The following is an 18250-nucleotide window of genomic DNA, read 5'->3' as shown; positions in this document are numbered from 1 at the left end:
ATTCATTTTCACCAGAAATAGAACAGTTAGAGCAAGGTCATCCCTTGCAAGTATACTATCAAGAAAGTGCTTTAATTCAAGATTTAATTTTAGAATTATATGATGTAAACGTTTCCGAAGATTTTCAAAAGTACTTTAATATTTTTAATCAACTATCAACGATTGAAAAACGGTTTAAACGCAAAGAAAACCAGCTCTTTCCTTATTTAGAAAAACACCATTGGAATGGACCAAGTCAAGGCATGTGGTCATTTCATGATGTTTTAAGAGATCAAATTCGCTTATTAAACAGCCATAACGAAACAAAAGATGTCAAGAAGATTACTGAAAACCTACCTTATCTATTGGAAGGAATTAAACGGTTAATGCTTATTGAAGATCAAAATTTATTCCCCAATGCTAAACGCTTATTAAGCAAAGCAGATTGGGACGAATTTTATGAAGGTGATAAGGAAATTGGTTGGATGCTCAAAGAAAAGCCAGCGCCATTTCCTGCTAGAGAACCTAAATATATTCATCCTAGTGAAGATGTTACTGAACGCACCCAAAGCTTTTCATTAGAAAACACAACACACTATGATGAAGGTTATATGACTCCTGAACAAGTTAATTTATTGTTGAAGTTTTTACCCATAGACATTACTTATGTGGACGAAAATGACAAGGTAATATTTTACAACAGAGGTGAGGATCGCGTATTTGCTAGAAGTAAGGGAATTATTGGAAGAGAGGTCCGGTTTTGTCATCCACCAAAAAGTGTCGATATGGTTTTAAGAATCCTAGAAAAGTTTAAAGCTGGCAATAAGGATACTGCCGAATTTTGGTTCAATTTTAAAGGACAAATTATCCATATCCGATACTTTGCTATTCGCGATAAAAACCTCATCTACAAAGGTGTAATTGAGATGTCGCAAGATATCACTGAAATTCAGAAGTTAGAAGGACAAAAAAGACTATTAGATTGGGATTAAAAATTACAACATGAATCAACATACAACCAAACCGTCCGTATATTATCCGCCAGGAGGAATTTTAATGTGGATCATTATTTACCTCGAGCTCATTACCTTTGGTGGTGTACTAATTGCTATGGTTTTATTTAGTAAAGACGAACCAGACGTGTTCCATCAATCCAGATTATTATTAAACACCAGTTTTGGCACAATAAACACCTTGTTTTTATTGGTTAGTGGCTTTTTTATGGCGCTTACAGTTAGTGCGCTGAAAGCTCAAAACATCCAAAAATCAAAATTATATTTAAAACTAACCATGCTTGGTGGCTTGCTGTTTTTAGGATTGAAAACAGTAGAATATATGGGGAAAATTGATGTAGGTTTAACCATGGATTATAACACCTTTTTCTCATTTTATTGGATGCTTACCTTATTTCATGTCATTCACGTACTCGTTGGATTGGTAATTTTAGCTTCAGTATTACGCACTATGATAAAAAAACCTGAAACACTTATTCTAGAAGATGTAGAAGCTAGTGCTACGTTTTGGCATATGTGTGACCTCATCTGGCTTTTATTATTTCCATTAATCTATTTAGTATTTTAATATGAAACAGAAATCGTTTTTTTACGTCCTAGTGGTATTACTTATTTTAACCGTTATATCTGCTGTTATATCCAACCTGGAACTGGGAAATGCTACTGAAATCATTATGATTTTAGCTGCTATTAAGTTTTTAATAGTTGCTTTTTATTTTATGGAACTTCGCGAAGCTCATGTATTATGGAAAGCTTTACTAATTGGCTGCTTAACCCTTTTTACAGGCTTGGTTATCATTATTTAAGATGGCTCTTCTAAAATATCAAACGCTTTTAAGGAAATATAACGTCCTTTTAGTTTAATATCATCAACAAATTCGGCCAATGTTTTTTCTTCAAAATCTTTAAGTATTTTTTGTTTGAAGGCAGAAACTGTAAAATGCACTGGACATGGATTATCATCGCCACATTTAGAAAGCCCTAAAAAACATTGATTAAATTTATCATGCCCATCAATAACTTGTACAATATCCCAAACGGTTCGCTGTTTATTGGTTTCACTTAAATAAAAACCACCATGAGGACCTTTTACAGAGGTTACTAATTGATTCTTATTTAATTGCTGAAGCAGTTTGGCTAAAAATGGTTTTGGCACTTCCAGTTCCTCCGAAATAGTTTTGACACCAATTTTATGGTCTATATCAGAGCACATTCCTAAATACAGAATGGATCTAATAGCGTATTGACAGGCATTTGATAACACAGTTTTTTTTTCAAAGATATAAAAAAGATATTTTAGTCCTAATTTTTGCAAATGGCTCCAGATTTATGATTTATGTCATGATTTATAAATCTCATTACCCATAAATTTGCGTCTTGTATAACCTGTAAATACGTAAACACCTTGAACTTAAAAGAAAATATCCTACGTTTAAAAAAGGAGAAAAATGCGGTTATTTTAGCACATTATTATCAAATACCAGACATTCAGGATGTAGCTGATTATGTTGGTGATAGTTTAGGGTTATCACAAAAAGCTGCAGAAACAGATGCCGATATTATTGTTTTTGCTGGTGTGCATTTTATGGCAGAAACAGCAAAAATTTTAAACCCTAATAAAACGGTTGTTTTACCGGATTTAAATGCAGGTTGCTCCTTGGCAGATTCTTGTCCGCCAGATGCTTTTAAAGTTTTTAAGGAACAACATCCCAATCATAAAGTTATAACCTACATTAATTGTTCGGCTGAAATAAAAGCCATGAGTGATATTGTTTGCACCTCATCCAATGCGCTAAAAATAGTAGAATCTGTTCCAAAGGAAACACCTATTATTTTTGCACCAGATAAAAATTTAGGCCATTATATTAGTAAAGTGTCTGGTCGAGATTTAGTGCTTTGGGATGGCGCCTGTATTGTGCACGAAGCTTTTTCAATTGATAAACTTGTAAAGCTATATCAAGAAAATCCAGGGTCCAAAATTATTGCCCATCCAGAATCTGAAGCTCATATTTTAGATGCTGCCAATTATATTGGTTCTACAGCCGGAATGATTAATTATGTGAAGGCCCATCCACAAGGAAAATTTATCGTGGCTACCGAAGCTGGTATTCTGCATAAAATGCAACAAGAAGTGCCAGATGCCTTATTAATTCCAGCTCCTGCCGTAGAGGATAATACCTGCGCTTGTAGCGAATGCGCGTTTATGAAAGTAAATACACTGCAAAAATTATATGATTGCTTATTGAATGAATCACCGCAAATTGACGTTCCAGAAACCATAAGAAAACAGGCATTAATTCCTATTGAACGTATGCTGGAACTTTCAAAATAAAACCATGAAAACCGAATTATTAATTATTGGTTCGGGTGTTGCTGGCTTAACTTTAGCTGTAAAATATGCCGAGACGTTTCCGAAGAAAAACATCACAATTGTTACCAAAGGAACCGAAGACGAATCCAACACCAAATACGCACAAGGCGGTGTTGCCGTGGTATTGGATGACAAAACGGATTCGTTTCAAAAACACATTGAAGACACCTTAATTTCTGGCGATGGTTTATGCAATAAGGACATTGTAGATATGGTTATTACAGAAGGACCTAAACGCTTAAAAGAATTGATGGTTTGGGGCGCCCAATTTGATTTAGACTCAACTGGAAACCTAGATTTAGGCAAGGAAGGTGGTCATAGTGAATTTCGTGTGGTTCACTATAAAGATATTACAGGTTATGAAATTGAACGTGCGTTATTGGTACGTGCGCATCAACTTACCAATATTCAAATTTTACCACATCATTTTGCCATTGATGTAATAACCGAACATCAGCTAAATCAAAACGCATCATATACAACCTGTTTTGGTGCCTATGTATTAAATGAGAATAACAAGGAAATTATAACCATTCAAGCAGATAGTACGGTTTTGGCTGCAGGTGGCATTGGTCGCGTTTATGGCCACACAACCAACCCAAATATTGCCACAGGTGATGGTATTGCCATGGCATATCGAGCAAAAGCACGCATAAAAGATATGGAGTTTGTGCAGTTTCACCCAACGGCATTATACACAAAACAGGAAGGTTCTGCTTTTTTAATTTCAGAAGCCGTGAGAGGTTTTGGCGCCTATTTACGCACTAAAAATGGTGTTCGGTTTATGCTAAATTATGATGATCGTGCTGAACTAGCTTCCCGAGATATTGTTTCACAAAGCATAGATACGGAATTACATAAAACAGGTGATTCTTGCGTGTATCTAGATTGTACACATTTGGATTTAGATGGTTTTAAGAATCATTTTCCTAATATTTATAATACCTGTTTAGAAAACAATATTGATATCCGTAAAGATTGGATTCCAGTAGTTCCTGCTTCCCATTATGTTTGCGGTGGTATAGAAGTAGACCGAAATGGAAAAACGTCTATTACTAATTTATTTGCTTGTGGCGAATGCAGCCGAACCGGACTTCATGGCGCTAACAGACTAGCATCAAACTCACTTTTAGAAGCGTTAGTATATGCCCACAATATTTATAAATATCATGTTGATTTTCCCGTTTCGGGAAAAAAACTAGAGATTCCAGATTGGCAAGATCATGGCACCAACAATTTAAAGGATGGCGTTTTAATAGCAGACAATTTAAAAAAATTACAGACAGTAATGCGTGACTATGTAGGAATTGTAAGGAGTAATCAACGGCTACTGGAAGCCATTAGTTTATTGGATGCAATTTACACCGATGTAGACGCACTTTATAAAACATCACAAATTAGCACAGCTTTGTGCGAATTACGCAATATGGTAAATGTGGCACATTTAATTATCGGGCAATCTTTGGAACGAAAAGAGAATCGTGGTGGCTTTTATAATAAGGACAATGTGTAACTATTTCCAATTATGGCCTTTGAGCTTCATGGCTGCTTTTAAAATATCTTTCTGACTAATTTGCCCCACTAATTTACCTTCTTCAACAATAGGAAAACGCCTAATTTTAGAATCTAGAAACTTTTTGGCCGCTTCAAAAACATCCATATTTCCATCGATAGTTTCCACCTTTTTTATCATTCGTTTATCAACGGTATCTTGTTCAATTGGCATATTGTAATAATGACTTTCGCAAATTTGTTTTAAACAATCTCCTTCCGAAATAATACCAACTAACTCATTTTGTGAATTTACCACAGGACCACCTGAAATTTTATTTGAAATTAACAAATGGATTACTTCATCAACCGTTTGTTCGGGGTTAAACGTAATTAAATCGCGTGTCATGTAATCGCTAACTTTTAATTGCTGATTGTCTGTTGCGTTATGTTGCTGCTTTCGCGCACCTTGAAAACTTTTAATGCCCATATTTTTAGATATTTAGAACCTTGAATATAGGAAATTTAATACTATTTTCCTAAAGTTTAAGATTGCTCATAATTTGCGTACTTTTATGTTCTCAAACTAATTGTACATCCTCATGTTAAAAAAATTACTCGCTTTAATTCTTATTGCTTTTGCCGTATACTGGAGTTTTTCAGTGTTATTACCTCAAAATATTTCAACATTAGATACTCCCGAAAACGAGTTTTCTACAGAACGTGCTTTGGTACACTTAAAAGAAATTAGTAAAGCTCCACATTACTTGGGAAATGCGGAGCATACACGCGTTAGAAATTACATCATCCAACAATTAGAAGCTTTAGGGTTAGAAACAGAAGTGCAGGAAGCGTTTTCAATCACGAAATGGGGTAATTTATCGAAACCAAAAAATATTATTGCACGATACAAAGGTGAAGAAAACGGCAAAGCCTTGTTATTACTCACCCATTATGACAGTCAACCACATTCCTCTTTTGGTGCTAGTGATGCCGGATCTGGCGTTGTTACAATTTTAGAAAGTCTTCGGGCATTTTTAAGTGAGAACAAACAACCTAAAAACGATATTATTATTGTTATTTCTGATGCGGAAGAATTAGGGTTGAATGGTGCTGATATTTTTGTAAATAAACATCCATGGGCAAAAGATGTTGGTTTGGTTCTAAATTTTGAAGCTCGTGGTTCTGGTGGACCAAGTTATATGCTTATTGAAACCAACCAAGGAAATGCAGAATTAATGAAGCATTTTGTAGCTGCTAACCCCGAATATCCGGTAGCCAATTCTTTGGCCTACAGTATTTATAAAATGTTACCAAATGACACAGATTTAACCCGTTTTCGGGAAGATGGAAATATTGATGGTTTCAATTTTGCATTTATAGACGATCATTTTGATTACCATACTGCTCTAGATACTTACGAACGTTTAGATAGAAATACTTTGGAACATCAAGGCAGTTATTTAATGCCGTTACTCCATTATTTTTCAGACGCCAATTTATCTTCAGTAAAAAGTAAGGAAGATTATATCTATTTTAATGTACCCCTTTTTAAGACGGTTATTTACCCGTTTTCATGGATTTTTCCAATGCTCATTTTAGCGTTTTTAGGATTTATAGCGCTCTTAATTTATGGTTTTAAACGCGAAGCATTTATAGGTTCTGAAATTGGTCGTGGTTTTGCAGCTTTCTTTTTAACCCTCCTTTCAGCCGGCGGAATAGGTTTTGGTTTATGGTTTGTAATAAAACTAATATACCCTCAATTTGCCGAGATGCTTCATGGCTTTACTTATAATGGCCATGTGTATATTTTTGCGTTTACATTTTTGGCTTTAGCTATTTGTTTTTGGGTCTATCATAAATTTCATAAACCAGAAAATACGGCTAGTTTATTTGTAGCACCTTTATTTTTCTGGCTGTTAATCTGTACGCTTGTGGCTTTTGTATTGCCAGGCGCAAGCTTTTTTATTCTTCCGGTTTTCTTCGGATTAATAACCTTGTTTATACTGATAAGACAGAAAAAACCAAACCTGATTTTAATGGCACTTTTAGGTTTTCCAGTCTTGACCATTATGGTGCCATTTATAAAAATGTTTCCTGTGGGACTCGGACTAAAAATCCTGTTTGTTTCCTGTATTTTGGTAGTTTTAATTTTTGGTATGTTGGTTTCTGTTTTTGGCTTTTTCAACCAAAAAAAACTATGGTCTTATGTGTTTTTAGGAGCAAGCATAATATGTTTAGCCATGGCCCATTTTAAATCTGATTTTTCAGAAGATAGACCTAGACCTAATAGTTTAAATTATGTTTTAGATAGTAATACCAATACAGCTGTTTGGGCCACTTATGATGATGCTTTAGATAGTTACACACAACCTTTTTTAACGGACTCACCCGATGATGCTTCACTATTAAATCAAAACACCATGGGCAGTAAATATAAATCGGGTTTTACTTTTACTAAAACAGCGCCTGTTAAAGCACTTGAAAATCCAGAAATAATAATTATTTCAGATACTATTATTGGTGCAAACCGAAATATCACACTTCAATTTAAATCCAATAGGCTTGCTGAACGCGTGGAAGTTTTTGCTGATAGTACAAATATTTTCAAGGATGCCATTATTAACGGTATTCCCGCTATAAAAGATAACGCATCTGCTCATGCTTTTGATGACCGATACAATAACAGATTATTTAGTTATTATGTATCCGAAAATGAACCGTTAAGTATGCAATTGGTGGTTCCGAAGAATCAAAAAACAACTTTACAGTTTTACGAAGCTACTTATGATTTACTAAGTAATAATCATTTTACAATTCCAAGCAGAACAAAAGCCATGATACCGAAACCATTTGTGCTAAACGATGCGGTTATTATTAAAAGTACAGTGACTATTAAATAATTAGTATTGTTTTAAGATATTGATTAAGTATTTTTTTTAGCTTTGAAACCTGTTAAACGACTATTTTTTATGAAGAAATTACTTATTGTTGCGTTATGTGTTTTAGGATTTCAAGCACATGCACAAACCAGTCAAGAATTGCTGAATCACTACCGTGAATATTACAAGCAAATGAAAATTCAGGGAGACTCCCAAGGTATTATAAACGGGTTAACGCATTTAATTTTGTTATCACCTTCAGAAGCACAAGCACATAAGGACACGTTAGCTATGGTATATATGAGCGAGGGCAACCATATACAAGCTTTAAATACCATAGGCATTGATAACAGTCCTACAGATTCTGATATTGCAATTGAGGTAAAAGCGGTTTCCTTAAAAGCCCTAAATGAACCAAATCGCGCACTTATTCATTTTGAAGAATTGTTTAAGCGCACGCCAGACCCTTCTATAGCTTATGAGCTGGCTGAACTTTATTTACAAACAAATAACTTGGAAAAATCTAACAGCTATATTGAATATGGTTTAACCAATTCAAAAGAAAATATGGGTAAAACATTTTATGAGAGTCAACAGCCTTATCAGGTTTCAATGAAGTCTGCATTTTTATATTTGAAAGCCTTATTAAAATTTAATGAAAACAAGGCAACTAATATAGATGCTGCAATTTCTATTTTAGATGAAGCCATCAAAACAGCACCCAATTTCAATTTAGCTATTTTAAGTAAAAATGCTTTATTAAATCAGAAAAAGGAAGCTAAACCAAAAGAATAGATTTCTTTTTTTAAACAACTAGTAGTTTTTAAAGCATCCATTTTATAATAAAAATGGATGCTTTTTTTTTGACTTAAAATCTACTGAAAGCCATAATATTACAAAGGCTTATTCTTGGAAATTAAGCCAATTATTTCTTTTTAATATATAAAATAAATAAACAGATAGCATTTTAAATTCTATTAAAAGCGTTTTAAATCTTTCCAAAATACACGTAAAAATTGATATTTTCGAAAAAACACTAATACGAATGTAAATACCTGATTAATAAATTTTTAACTTTTGTTTTTAGCTTTCAAATTTCGGGAAATACAAAAGTATGTTCCTTTATATATAGTATTACTATCCATAAATTTAAACTTTCAACTATCCGTAACATTTAAAATAAATATTGTTTACAACATTTAAATAATTTTAAATCTGGTAGAAAAACTAAATACTAATCTAAACTAAAAACGATGAAAAAAATTACTTTTTATTTAATGATGCTGTTGAGCGTATCTGTTTTTTCTCAAATTGAAATTGTTGACAATTTCAATGGAGAATCAAATGGATCTACGCCATCCAATTGGCCTGGTTCAAACTTCCAATCCAACACAAATTTTATTTGTGACGGTTCTGGATTATCTGCTTGGAGCTTTTTAGCCGCGGGTACATCAGGAACATTATCATCAGCTAACTACCCAGCCATATCTAATGGCACAAACCTAACTGCTAATTTTAGCTTTAATGTTTTTGAACGTAACAGCCAGTTTCCTGGCGCACAAAATGTTGCTCCAACTGCGGGATGGGGAAGTTTGGTATTAGAATATACTACTGATGGTGGATCAACTTGGACAAATATTACAACTATTAACGATTCTAACTTTACTTTTATTGATGCCGCAACATGTCAAACGGCTAGCGTTTCAGTTGGAACCATAGCAAATGCGAGCGATTTTCAGGCACGTTTTGTTGCAGACATAGTTAATGTGGGAACTTTTAGAACTGTTGTTGTTTTAGATAATATTTCCATTACGCAAGAATCAACGTCTATTCCAAATTGTGATGCTACACTTATTTCACCAGTTAACGGTTTAACATCTGCTGACACCGACATTAATTTAACGTGGTCTGCTGCAACTGGTTTAGCAACAGGTTACAAAGTATCGGTTGGCACAACTATGGGTGGATCTGAAATTGTTTCAGATGCTATGACAACTACAACCAATTACAACTTAACAGGTCTTGCTTATGAAACGGTGTATTATGTTAGAATTGTACCATATAACGCAATTGGTGACGCAATCTCATGTTCTGAAGAAAGCTTTACAACTCGTGCCGCACCAATTCCAGGAGCAACATTTTCAAGTCCAATAGTTGTTTCTAATTTTCCATATATTGAAGCTTTTGGAGACACAAACAATTTTGAAAACAATATTGATGTAAGTCCATGTAGTAATTCATACATGCGTGGAAAGGATGTTTTTTATGAGATAACACCAACTGAAGACATGTCCATAAATATTGATTTAGCTAGTATTACTAATAACGGTGCTAGTATTCATGTCGTTCAAGGATGTCCAGATGTTGCTACAGAATGTGTTGCTTATGTTGGAACATTTAATACTAGTGGTGGTGCTTTAAACTTATCTGAAGTTGTACTACTAGCTGGTAATACGTACTTTATTGTTTTAAGTAACTCAAGTAGTTCAAGAACGTATACATATAGCTTAATTATTCAAAGAAATTCATGTATCAATCCAACGTTCACATTAGCTAATGTGCCAGATTGTAATAATGATCAATTTTCAATTAATGTAGATGTTACTTATTTAGGTAGTGCAACGTCATTGACGTTGAGTGATGATAATGCTACAACTACAGATATTACAGGTATCTCTAATACAGGTGTTGTAAATATAGGGCCTTACCCAAGCGGAACAACAGTAAATGTAACATTAACTAATAGTACAGATACAAGTTGTTTATTTGAAGACGCTACTTTCTACAACTGTCCGCCAGAAAATGATGAATGCGCCATGGCTACAGAGCTTACTGTAAATACAGATGGAACGTGCACCACGTTAACTGTTGGTACCAATGTAGGTGCTACGGAATCTGTTACAGATCCGAGTTCTTGTTCTGGAAGCGGGACTAATGATGTTTGGTATTCATTTGTTGCAACTCATGAATCACTAATTTTAGAATATTATAATGTAACGCCTGTTGTTGGAACAGCCACAAGTTTAACGACAGAATTACTAGAAGGTAATTGTGGTAGTTTAACAAGTTTAGGTTGCTTTAATAGTAACACTTATATTGCTCTTAACAACTTAACAGTAAACGAAACCTATTATATTCGTAATAGAGCGGCATTTAATGGCAATGAAACAAACTTTGTAATTTGTTTAAAAACACCTCCTGCTCCACCAGTAAATGATGAGTGTTCTAGTGCCATTGTTTTAACAGCTTCTACAGATGATCAATGTAATAATGCAGTTAACGGAACTACAGTTGGAGCAACACGTTCAGCAGATTCTACATGTCCAGATACAGCATTTGCTAGCTACTCTGATGTATGGTATGTGCTTAATCCAGGTGCAGATGGTTTTTATGAGTTTAGCTTTACACTAAATTCTGGTGCCCCTTCATCCTATTATATTTACAGTGGAAGCTGTGGCTCATTAACCGACATTAGCAGTAACTGTAATAGTACTTCAAACCAAATATTAGATTTGGACAGTTCAGAAACGTATTATGTAATGGTAAAATCTAGCCAATCGGAAGCAGGTGCTGATTTTGATTTATGTGTGTATGCATTACCTCCAGCAGTAGCTAACAGCGATTGTTCAGGTGCCATTGCACTTATAGAGTCTCCAAATGATCAAGGTAGTAATACCATTTCTAGCAATTTAGATAATGCGTACCCTTCAACTGAAGCCTGTAATACAAACAACGAATCAGTTTGGTATACGTTTACACCAACATATACAGGTATGTATAACTTCGACTTTACTAGAGTATCTGGGAGCGCTAGTTACACAGTTTATAATACCGACAACTGTTCTCAAGCATCTACTTCAGGTTATGTTACTGGTTTTAGTAGCTGTTTTAACTCTGGAGATAAAACTGCAGAATTGGTAGCTGGTACAACATACCTAATTGTTGTACATGCAAATAGCCCTGCATCCTTTGAATTGTTTGCATATCCAGATCCATCTTTAAGTGTTGATACTAATACATTTGAAACGTTTAAATACTATCCAAATCCTGTTGTTAATACCTTAACAATTGAATCTGGAAACACCATTTCAAATGTTAGAATCTTTAACATAGTCGGACAACAGGTTCAAGTTACAGCACCAAACAACTTAAAAACAAGTATAAATATGAATGCATTAGAGGATGGTGTTTACTTTGTAACCGTAACTATCAACGATGCTGAAAAAACCTTTAAGGTTATTAAGAAATAGTTTTTAACAAGGCTATACATAGATTAATAGTAGCAGAAATTTGGGTGGCATTTAATTATGTTGCCCATTTTTTATTCCCAAAAACACTGAAAATTTCAAGAGATATAAGTATATATCGATTATTGTTATGCATTAAGTAAATACGTTTTAATTAGAGCTAAAGCGTATAAACCGTTACATTAATTAGATTATGAAAACCACAGACTTTTCAGGACATGATTATTATGAAATCCATTATACCGAAGTTATATAATTACCGATTATAAGAGCGTATCTCGTTTTTAAATATAGGCTCGTATAGTTATCATCCTTATGTAAACGTAGATTTTTCTCAAAGAAAAAGCAGTCCAAAATAGACTGCTTTTTTGTTTTCTGTAGTGTATGTTTGGTATTATTTTACCAAATTCTTACGCGTTGTTCTGGCGCAATATACATACTGTCTCCCGCTTTAATATTAAATGCTTCATAAAAAGCATCTATATTTAATAAAGGTTGCACCGCACGATTCATTCCTGGCGAATGTGGATCTGTTTTAATACGTGTTTTTAACGCATCGTCCCGCATTTTAGTTCTCCATACAGTTGCCCAACTCATAAAGAAACGTTGCTCTGCTGTAAAGCCATCAATATCTGCTGGTCTGCCGTTTTCCTTAAAACTTAATTGTAAGGCATCATAAGCTGCTAGAACACCACCTAAATCACCAATATTTTCACCCAAAGTGAATTTTCCATTAATAGTAACATCTGGTAATACTTCAATCGCGCTGTACTGATCGGCTAATTGGTTTCCTAAAGATTCAAACTGCTTTAAATCTTCATCTGTCCACCAGTTATTTAAGTTTCCATCTTTATCGTAACGCGATCCAGAATCGTCAAAACTATGCGATATTTCATGTCCAATAACAGCACCTATTCCACCGTAATTTACAGCGTCATCCGCTTTATAATTATAGAAAGGTGGTTGTAAAATAGCTGCTGGAAACACAATTTCGTTATAAGCCGGATTAAAATAGGCATTTACAACCTGTGGCGCCATATACCATTCACTTTTATCAACTGGCTTCCCTAATTTATCAATATCCTTTTTAAAATTCCAAGCACGTGCATTTAAGGAGTTCTGTAAATATGACCCACCTTCATCAACACCTTTAATTTCTAATGCTGAATAGTCTTTCCACTTATCTGGATATGCAATTTTAATGGATGTTGCTTGTAGTTTTTCAATTGCTTTTTTCTTGGTTTCTGGACTCATCCATTCCAAATTATTAATGCGATTTTCAAAAGCTAAAATTACATTAGCAATCATTTTCTCTGCTTTGGCTTTAGCCTCTGGCGGAAACATTTTATCAACATATAGTTTCCCTAAAGCTTCACCTACTGTTCCATTTAAGGATCCTAAAGCACGCTCATCACGTGGACGTTGCTTTTTGGCACCATTTAATTCACGACCATAAAACTCCCAACTCGCAGTTTCTAGTTCCGTACTTAATTGTCCAGCAGCCCCATTAAAGGCATCCCATCGCAGGTATGCTTTCCAATCGTCTACATTATTTTCAGCTAAAACTTCCTGCAAGCGGGTAAAATAATTTAAGTCTCCAATAATAACGGTATCTAATTCTTTGACACCTATTCCGTTTAAAAAGTTTTTCCAATTAACGGCTGGTACCATTTTTTGTACTTGTTCAATAGATCTTGGATTGTAACGCTTTCTAGCGTCCCGTCTATCCACTTTATCCATTTTAGCTTCTGCTAAACGTGTTTCAAACGCTAATATTTGCTTGGCTTCTGCATTTGCATCCGCTTCGGTTTCCCCTAAATATTGTAACATTCTAGTAATATGTGCCACATATTTTTCACGTTTTTCTTTAGAATCTGCATCATCTTTTACATAATAATCACGGTCTGGCAAACCCGTACTTCCTCCGCCTAAATAAGCAACGTTTCTATTGCTGTCTTTTGGATCTGAACTTACACCAAAACCATATAATCCACCACCTCCAAGTGGTTCCATCTCGATCATATAATCCTGTAAATCATCAATATTTTCAATGGCATCAATTTTGGCTAAATAAGGCTTTATTGGCTCTAAACCTTGCTCATTTCTACCAACGGTATCCATTATAGTTTGATATAAAAATACGGCCTTCTCCTGATCGGAACCCGGAAGAACCTGTATCTTATCTATATCCTTATCATCAGACATGGCAGCTTCCAAAATACTTAAGGCATCAGCGTCTGTTTTTTTTCGTAGTTCATTAAAACTTCCCCATGTAGATTGGTCGTCTGGAATTTCGGTTGTCTTTAACCAAGTACCATTTACATAGTTAAAAAAGTCGTCATTTGGTTTAACATTGGTATCCATATATTCCAAATTAATCCCCGGAATGGATTCCGTTTCCACAAGCGCGGTTTCTTCTTTAGCCTCATTCTTACAAGCCATTAAACCCATAAAGGCGGCTGCACTCAATAATGATGCTTTTTTTAAGTTTGAATTCATAAGTTTTGTGTTTATTTTAATGTACCAATTTACTACTATTTGATTTTGTTGTTTGTAAACAAACATATATTAACAAAATATTAATAAAATAAGACTAGAGCTAATAGGGTTTCTGAATGCGTTGCGATTCTTTTTCTATCTGCTTATTCATTTGAAGATTTAAATTTGAAAAAGCAACTAATAATTCTTTTACGGTTTCTAAAATAGCTTCTTTAGTTGGCGCCGATAAATTAATAACACCTTCCAATTTGAACATTTTAGTTTCCACAGCTATCACACGTGAGAGAATTAGTGGTGACGCTATAGCATCTGGAATCGTAGACTTTAGCTCATTATTTAAAGTTGCTACAATTTGTTGGTTGGCTTTAAAAAATGACAAATTTCCAGATTTCACATCTAAGATAACGTTACTTAACTCATCATATTTCGTCCAAGCGCTAATGGCTTTTTCCACTTTAGGATCAGCAATATAATCCGTGTATTTTAAAGCTTCTACATCCGCTTTTGTTACTAATTCACTGATAGCTTTTTCATTAGACAGCTGACTTGTTTCAGAATCTGTATTCTGACAAGAAAAAAAGCACAAAACAAGTATTAAACCAATGTTCCTCATATTTTTTTATAACTCGAATTACAAATATATTGTATTCGTGGGTTTTAGCTATCAATTATAATAATACTTTATTTTCTAGACATTATTTTAAGTTAAATTTATCATTTCATCAGTAAATTCTTGTTATTTTTGAGTGATTTTTTAAAAAACTACTTAATGAAATCTAAAGTTTTAATTATTGGAGCTTGTGGGCAAATAGGCTCAGAGCTAACCTACAAATTACGAGAAATTCATGGGCATGATAACGTAATTGCTAGCGATATAAGCTATGGAAATTTAGATATTGTTAACTCTGGTATTTTTGAAATTTTAGACGCTCAAGATTCAACGAGCCTCAAAGTTTGTATTGAAAAATATGAAATAAACACGGTGTACCTTATGGCTGCCATGTTAAGTGCTACTGGCGAAAAATTCCCAATGAAAGCATGGGATTTAAACATGAGCACACTATTTAACGTGTTAGATTTAGCTAAAAACGGACAAATAAAAAAAATATTCTGGCCCTCCAGTATTGCTGTTTTTGGACCTACTACACCTAAAAAAGAAACACCACAGTATACCATTATGGAGCCTTCAACGGTATATGGCATTACCAAACAGGTGGGAGAACGTTGGTGCGAATATTACTTTAATAAATATGGCGTAGATGTTAGAAGTATTCGCTATCCGGGAATTATTAGCTGGAAAACACTACCTGGAGGCGGAACAACAGATTATGCCGTAGATATTTATCACAAAGCCCTTGCGGACAATCATTTCAATTGCTTCCTCTCCGAAAATACAGAACTTCCTATGATGTATATGGAGGATGCCATTAAGGCAACCATCCAAATTATGGAAGCACCTGCTAGCCATATTCATATTCGTTCATCATATAACTTGGCTGCTATTAGTTTCACACCTAAAGACATGGTGCACTCTATTAAAAAAGAATTGAGTGGTTTTACCATAGAATATAATCCAGATTTTCGTCAAGAAATTGCTGATTCATGGCCAAACACTATTGATGATAGCCATGCACGTAAGGATTGGAACTGGGAACACCAGTTTTCTTTAGATGATATTACCAAAGACATGCTTGCTAATTTAGCAGAGAAAGTTAAGTCCTAAATTAAGATTGTAACCTCCTATTTATTCCCATTACTAAAAATACGTATTTCATCGTATACTTTTTATGTTGAAGTTTTGCTATTTTAGCCGCATAACTAACACATAAATTAATCATTATGAATAAATTACTATTAATTGCATTTCTTGTTTCATCCTCTTTAGTTTTTTCACAAAAAGCGAAAGTCACTAAAGGCGATTGGTCCGATTTAAAAGGCATCACAGAATACAATGTGGTCTTTGATTATTCCAATTTAGAAATTCCAAAATTCGATTCGGAAGAAGAATTTCTAAAAGACAAAATGGCCAAAAGAGAAGAAAAAGAGCCAGGTTCAGGAGAAAAGTTTAAAGAGTCTTGGCTTTCAGATCGCGAAGAATTTTATGAGCCACGGTTTATTGAAACTTTTAATGATCGTTACAAAGATAATTCAGTAAAAGTTGACAAAGATTTAGAAAGTGCTGAATACACCATGAAAATACACACAACCATGATTTATCCTGGTTACAATGTTGGCGTAGTTAGACATAACTCTAAAATTGAAGTTACTTTAAGTGTTTATAAAAACGACAGTCCAGAAAACATTATTTTCTCTGCAGATTATACGAAAATCCAAGGCCAAGGAAATGGTGGTTTCGATTTTAATTCGGGACAACGTATTGCAGATGCCTATATTATATTTGCTAGAGAATTAACAAAACACATGTACAAAAACACAAAATAATTAAAAGGTTAGGATTTATCCTAACCACTAAAACACCTTAAAAAGCGTTTCTAAACAGAAGCGCTTTTTTCATTTTCCATATTAATTAAATGCGCTAATGTTTTTACTATTCGGTTGTGTTTAGTAACAAACGGATTTGTTTTATCCCAAACATAGCCTGCTAAAACAGCACAAATTTGTCGTTTTACTTCAGGATTTTCAGGTCTGTGGAAAAATAGGGTTTGTAAATTTCCCGTATACCATTCTTTCACATAAGTGGCAAAAACATCCACACCAGATTTAATATAATTAGCATAGTCTTCTTCCCAATCAACTGGTTCACCTTTTAATTGCTTACTAATTAATTTGGCAGATTTTAAAGCTGATTCTGTAGCAAACGTAACACCAGAAGAAAACACAGGGTCTAAAAATTCCGCACTATTTCCAGTTAACACAAATCCATTACCATAAAATTTTGTAACCGCTTTGGAGTAGTTTCTAATACTTTTTGGCTCAAATAATAATGGTGCATCTTTAAAACGCTCATAATAGTAATCAGATTGTTTGAACATGGTTTTTAAACGCTCGGAGGTGTCACCTTCAAATGAATCTATAAATTCATTTTTTCCAACAAAGCCTAAACTTGTATCCCCATTGGAAAACGGAATCACCCAAAACCAGGTGTCTTTATCTAGAACATCAAAAGTAATTAAAGTCCCTTCTTCGCCTTCTGGTCTATTTACATCCTTAACATGACCGAAAATTGAAGAATGCTCTGGAATACTGGATGGTTTATCTAAATCTAACAATCGTGGTAAAACCCGACCGTATCCACTAGAATCTACAATAAATTTAGCCTCTACTTGATATGGATTTCCATCGGCATCATGAATAGTTGTGGTAGATGTGCCGTTATCCGCAATGTCAACCGCTACAACTTCATGTTCAAATGAAATAGTAACACCCATTTTTTCAACTTCTTTAGCTAAAATAGTATCAAATTCCGCTCGTGGCACTTGCCAAGTCCAATCCCATCCTTCAGAGTGTTTATCACTAAAATCAAAATTACAAACAATGTCATCTCGTAAAAATCGAGCACCGCGTTTTATTTCAAAATTCGCCGCTTTTAAAGCTTTTAGCAAGCCTACTTCTTCAAAATGCTCCATACATCTTGGCAGTAAACTTTCCCCTATAACAAACCTTGGAAATGTTGTTTTTTCTACTACTTTCACATTCAATCCTTGCTGATGTAAATAAGCTGAAGCCACACAACCGGAAGGTCCTGCACCAATAACTAAAACATCTACTTTCATATCACTTGTTCCCATAGTAGTATTAATTCATTAA

15 protein-coding genes are annotated in these 18250 nt (G+C 34.3%); 10 read left to right on the top strand and 5 right to left on the bottom strand.

Annotated features, from left to right (window positions below):
* The first annotated feature begins 17 nt into the window (after positions 1 to 17).
* The 3 genes from GMA17_RS14130 to GMA17_RS14120 are packed head-to-tail and all read left to right on the top strand — an operon-like array spanning position 18 to position 1798.
* Positions 18 to 971: a DUF438 domain-containing protein gene (locus GMA17_RS14130; RefSeq protein WP_248400689.1), complete on the top strand. Its 954-nt coding sequence runs from the start codon at positions 18 to 20 to the stop codon at positions 969 to 971.
* A 10-nt stretch (positions 972 to 981) separates the two neighbouring features.
* Entirely contained in the window at positions 982 to 1560 is a 579-nt protein-coding gene (locus tag GMA17_RS14125) for a cytochrome c oxidase subunit 3 (RefSeq protein ID WP_248397272.1), read from the top strand.
* A 1-nt stretch (position 1561) separates the two neighbouring features.
* Entirely contained in the window at positions 1562 to 1798 is a 237-nt protein-coding gene (locus tag GMA17_RS14120) for a cytochrome C oxidase subunit IV family protein (RefSeq protein WP_248397270.1), read from the top strand.
* On the opposite strand, the gene GMA17_RS14115 is transcribed toward GMA17_RS14120, so the two are convergent.
* On the bottom strand, positions 1795 to 2256 hold the full coding sequence (locus GMA17_RS14115) for an Rrf2 family transcriptional regulator (RefSeq protein ID WP_248397268.1): 462 nt from the start codon (positions 2254 to 2256) through the stop codon (positions 1795 to 1797). The genes GMA17_RS14120 and GMA17_RS14115 overlap by 4 nt on opposite strands.
* 141 nt (positions 2257 to 2397) lie before the next feature.
* Here GMA17_RS14115 and nadA point away from each other — a divergent pair, with 141 nt between their 5' ends.
* Positions 2398 to 3324 carry a quinolinate synthase NadA gene (gene nadA / locus GMA17_RS14110; protein WP_248397265.1) on the top strand — a complete coding sequence of 309 codons (927 nt, stop codon included), beginning with the start codon at positions 2398 to 2400 and terminating at the stop codon, positions 3322 to 3324.
* Between the two features lie 4 nt (positions 3325 to 3328).
* Positions 3329 to 4876 (top strand): L-aspartate oxidase, encoded by a 1548-nt coding sequence (gene nadB, locus GMA17_RS14105; RefSeq protein WP_248397263.1) that lies wholly within the window; start codon positions 3329 to 3331, stop codon positions 4874 to 4876.
* Here the strand turns inward: nadB and GMA17_RS14100 are convergent, their stop codons facing one another.
* Positions 4877 to 5344 (bottom strand): CBS domain-containing protein, encoded by a 468-nt coding sequence (locus GMA17_RS14100; RefSeq protein WP_248397261.1) that lies wholly within the window; start codon positions 5342 to 5344, stop codon positions 4877 to 4879.
* A gap of 112 nt (positions 5345 to 5456) precedes the next feature.
* On the opposite strand from GMA17_RS14100, the gene GMA17_RS14095 reads away from it, so the two are divergent.
* From GMA17_RS14095 to GMA17_RS14085, 3 genes are all read left to right on the top strand, one after another.
* Complete coding sequence (locus GMA17_RS14095) at positions 5457 to 7757, top strand: M28 family peptidase (RefSeq protein WP_248397259.1); 2301 nt, start codon at positions 5457 to 5459, stop codon at positions 7755 to 7757.
* A 69-nt stretch (positions 7758 to 7826) separates the two neighbouring features.
* Entirely contained in the window at positions 7827 to 8531 is a 705-nt protein-coding gene (locus tag GMA17_RS14090; protein ID WP_248397257.1) for a M48 family metallopeptidase, read from the top strand.
* 458 nt (positions 8532 to 8989) lie between these two features.
* The gene (locus GMA17_RS14085; protein ID WP_248397255.1) at positions 8990 to 11986 is read left to right on the top strand and encodes a T9SS type A sorting domain-containing protein; all 2997 of its coding nucleotides are present in this window, start codon (positions 8990 to 8992) and stop codon (positions 11984 to 11986) included.
* 396 nt (positions 11987 to 12382) lie between these two features.
* Here the strand turns inward: GMA17_RS14085 and GMA17_RS14080 are convergent, their stop codons facing one another.
* Both GMA17_RS14080 and GMA17_RS14075 read right to left on the bottom strand, forming a co-directional pair.
* A complete protein-coding gene (locus GMA17_RS14080; protein WP_248397253.1) occupies positions 12383 to 14482 on the bottom strand; it encodes a M13 family metallopeptidase in 2100 nt (699 codons plus the stop codon).
* Between the two features lie 100 nt (positions 14483 to 14582).
* Positions 14583 to 15095, bottom strand: coding sequence for a hypothetical protein (locus GMA17_RS14075; protein WP_248397251.1), 513 nt, complete (start codon positions 15093 to 15095; stop codon positions 14583 to 14585).
* 156 nt (positions 15096 to 15251) lie between these two features.
* On the opposite strand from GMA17_RS14075, the gene GMA17_RS14070 reads away from it, so the two are divergent.
* The gene (locus GMA17_RS14070) at positions 15252 to 16205 is read left to right on the top strand and encodes an NAD-dependent epimerase/dehydratase family protein (RefSeq protein ID WP_248397249.1); all 954 of its coding nucleotides are present in this window, start codon (positions 15252 to 15254) and stop codon (positions 16203 to 16205) included.
* Positions 16206 to 16321: 116 nt separating this feature from the next.
* Complete coding sequence (locus GMA17_RS14065; protein WP_248397247.1) at positions 16322 to 16924, top strand: hypothetical protein; 603 nt, start codon at positions 16322 to 16324, stop codon at positions 16922 to 16924.
* Between the two features lie 50 nt (positions 16925 to 16974).
* Here the strand turns inward: GMA17_RS14065 and GMA17_RS14060 are convergent, their stop codons facing one another.
* A complete protein-coding gene (locus GMA17_RS14060; RefSeq protein WP_248397245.1) occupies positions 16975 to 18231 on the bottom strand; it encodes an NAD(P)/FAD-dependent oxidoreductase in 1257 nt (418 codons plus the stop codon).
* Positions 18232 to 18250 lie beyond the last annotated feature (19 nt).

Origin of the sequence: Bizionia sp. M204, assembly GCF_023205095.1 — a bacterium.
GTDB lineage: Bacteria > Bacteroidota > Bacteroidia > Flavobacteriales > Flavobacteriaceae > Algorimicrobium > Algorimicrobium hallyeonense.
Note: the sequence above shows the minus strand (reverse complement) of the source record. Positions and strands in the feature narration are given on the sequence as shown.

Bases quoted from the DNA above. Each gene is read 5' to 3' on its own strand.
- GMA17_RS14100 (WP_248397261.1), bottom strand. From the start codon at position 5,344: ATGGGCATTAAAAGTTTTCAAGGTGCGCGAAAGCAGCAACATAACGCA.
- GMA17_RS14120 (WP_248397270.1), top strand. From the start codon at position 1,562: ATGAAACAGAAATCGTTTTTTTACGTCCTAGTGGTATTACTTATTTTA.
- GMA17_RS14095 (WP_248397259.1), top strand. From the start codon at position 5,457: ATGTTAAAAAAATTACTCGCTTTAATTCTTATTGCTTTTGCCGTATAC.
- GMA17_RS14060 (WP_248397245.1), bottom strand. From the start codon at position 18,231: ATGGGAACAAGTGATATGAAAGTAGATGTTTTAGTTATTGGTGCAGGA.
- nadB (WP_248397263.1), top strand. From the start codon at position 3,329: ATGAAAACCGAATTATTAATTATTGGTTCGGGTGTTGCTGGCTTAACT.
- GMA17_RS14075 (WP_248397251.1), bottom strand. From the start codon at position 15,095: ATGAGGAACATTGGTTTAATACTTGTTTTGTGCTTTTTTTCTTGTCAG.
- GMA17_RS14070 (WP_248397249.1), top strand. From the start codon at position 15,252: ATGAAATCTAAAGTTTTAATTATTGGAGCTTGTGGGCAAATAGGCTCA.
- GMA17_RS14085 (WP_248397255.1), top strand. From the start codon at position 8,990: ATGAAAAAAATTACTTTTTATTTAATGATGCTGTTGAGCGTATCTGTT.
- GMA17_RS14125 (WP_248397272.1), top strand. From the start codon at position 982: ATGAATCAACATACAACCAAACCGTCCGTATATTATCCGCCAGGAGGA.
- GMA17_RS14080 (WP_248397253.1), bottom strand. From the start codon at position 14,482: ATGAATTCAAACTTAAAAAAAGCATCATTATTGAGTGCAGCCGCCTTT.
- GMA17_RS14065 (WP_248397247.1), top strand. From the start codon at position 16,322: ATGAATAAATTACTATTAATTGCATTTCTTGTTTCATCCTCTTTAGTT.
- GMA17_RS14090 (WP_248397257.1), top strand. From the start codon at position 7,827: ATGAAGAAATTACTTATTGTTGCGTTATGTGTTTTAGGATTTCAAGCA.